Raw genomic sequence first — 2187 nt, forward strand, 5'->3', positions numbered from 1 at the left:
CGTCCATTGTGGAGAGGGAAACAACCCTGACCGCCAGTTAAGGTCCCTAAGTTATGGCTAAGTGGGAAAGGATGTAGAGATCCCAAAACAACCAGGATGTTGGCTTAGAAGCAGCCATCATTTAAAGAAAGCGTAACAGCTCACTGGTCTAAATAAGGGTCTCCGCGCCGAAAATGTACCGGGGCTCAAGCCATACACCGAAACTGCGGGTGTGCACTTTGTGCACGCGGTAGCGGAGCGTTCTGTAAGTCTGCGAAGGGTGACCCGTGAGGGCACCTGGAGATATCAGAAGTGCGAATGCTGACATGAGTAACGATAAAGGGAGTGAGAGACTCCCTCGCCGAAAGTCCAAGGGTTCCTGCGCAACGCTAATCGGCGCAGGGTTAGTCGGCCCCTAAGGCGAGGCCGAAAGGCGTAGTCGATGGGAAACAGGTTAATATTCCTGTACTTGGTGGTAGTGACGGATGCTGTGTGTTGTATCTCCTTATTGGATTGGAGGTGCAGCGAAGGTGTTCCAGGAAATAGCTCCACCGTATAAACCGTACCCGAAACCGACACAGGTGGACTGGTAGAGAATACCAAGGCGCTTGAGAGAACTGTGCTGAAGGAACTCGGCAAAATGCTCCCGTAAGTTCGCGAGAAGGGAGACCTCTTTGTGGGCAACCACGAGGGGGTGGCACAGACCAGGGGGTGGCGACTGTTTATCAAAAACACAGGGCTCTGCGAAGTCGCAAGACGACGTATAGGGTCTGACGCCTGCCCGGTGCTGGAAGGTTAAGAGGAGGTGTGCAAGCACCGAATTGAAGCCCCAGTAAACGGCGGCCGTAACTATAACGGTCCTAAGGTAGCGAAATTCCTTGTCGGGTAAGTTCCGACCTGCACGAATGGCGTAACGACTTCCCCGCTGTCTCCAGCACAGACTCAGTGAAATTGAATTCCCCGTGAAGATGCGGGGTTCCTGCGGTCAGACGGAAAGACCCCGTGCACCTTTACTACAGCTTCACACTGGTATTGGTAATGACATGTGTAGGATAGGTGGTAGACGTTGAAGCCTTGGCGCCAGCTGAGGTGGAGTCACCCTTGAAATACCACCCTTGTCCTTATGGATATCTAACCGCGGTACAACAATATCCGGGACCGTGTGTGGCGGGTAGTTTGACTGGGGCGGTCGCCTCCCAAATGGTAACGGAGGCGCGCGAAGGTGGGCTCAGAGCGGTCGGAAATCGCTCGTCGAGTGCAATGGCATAAGCCTGCCTGACTGCGAGACAGACAAGTCGAGCAGAGACGAAAGTCGGCCATAGTGATCCGGTGGTCCCTCGTGGAAGGGCCATCGCTCAACGGATAAAAGGTACGCCGGGGATAACAGGCTGATGATGCCCAAGAGTCCATATCGACGGCATTGTTTGGCACCTCGATGTCGACTCATCACATCCTGGGGCTGGAGCAGGTCCCAAGGGTTTGGCTGTTCGCCAATTAAAGTGGTACGTGAGTTGGGTTCAGAACGTCGCGAGACAGTTCGGTCCCTATCTGCCGTGGGTGTAGGAGAATTGAGAGGATCTGTCCCTAGTACGAGAGGACCGGGATGGACGTACCTCTGGTGGACCTGTTGTGGCGCCAGCCGCATTGCAGGGTAGCTATGTACGGAAGGGATAACCGCTGAAAGCATCTAAGCGGGAAACCCACCTCAAAACCAGTTCTCCCTGAAGAGCCGTGGAAGACCACCACGTCGATAGGAAGCGTGTGGAAGTGCAGCAATGCATGAAGCTTAGCTTTACTAATAGCTCGTTCGGCTTGATTACTCTCATTACTCTATGTTCATCTATACTTGCACTGCCGGCCATAGGCCTACTTGAGTGCGAGACCAAAGCGCCCCAGGCGCTTTGAAAAAACTCATCGACAATATAAGACCAGTTCACGACATATTCTCACGGATCCACTTCAAATCAACAGTTTGAAGCGTCCAACGGACGCCGCCCGTCGGGCGCGCATTCGCAGGCAAGCGGCAAAGCCGCGACAAGCCGTGAGAACTATCTGTCCTTCGCCGGCCTGGTGGCCCAAGCGGGGCGCCCCCACCCGATCCCATCCCGAACTCGGCCGTGAAACGCCCCAGCGCCAATGGTACTTCGTCTCAAGACGCGGGAGAGTAGGTCGCCGCCAGGCCCGCAAATGACAGATAATAAAATGCGC

The 2187-nt window shown here is 54.7% G+C and carries 2 rRNA genes (1 of these 2 only partly in view); both read left to right on the plus strand.

Annotated elements, in window-relative coordinates:
* Positions 1–1799, plus strand: a 23S ribosomal RNA gene (locus tag TRICHSKD4_RS08475) (it extends 925 nt beyond the left edge of the window).
* A 246-nt stretch (positions 1800–2045) separates the two neighbouring features.
* A 5S ribosomal RNA gene (rrf, locus tag TRICHSKD4_RS08480) occupies positions 2046–2160 on the plus strand.
* Positions 2161–2187 lie beyond the last annotated feature (27 nt).

The organism is Roseibium sp. TrichSKD4 (genome assembly GCF_000148725.1).
Classification (GTDB): Bacteria; Pseudomonadota; Alphaproteobacteria; order Rhizobiales; family Stappiaceae; genus Roseibium.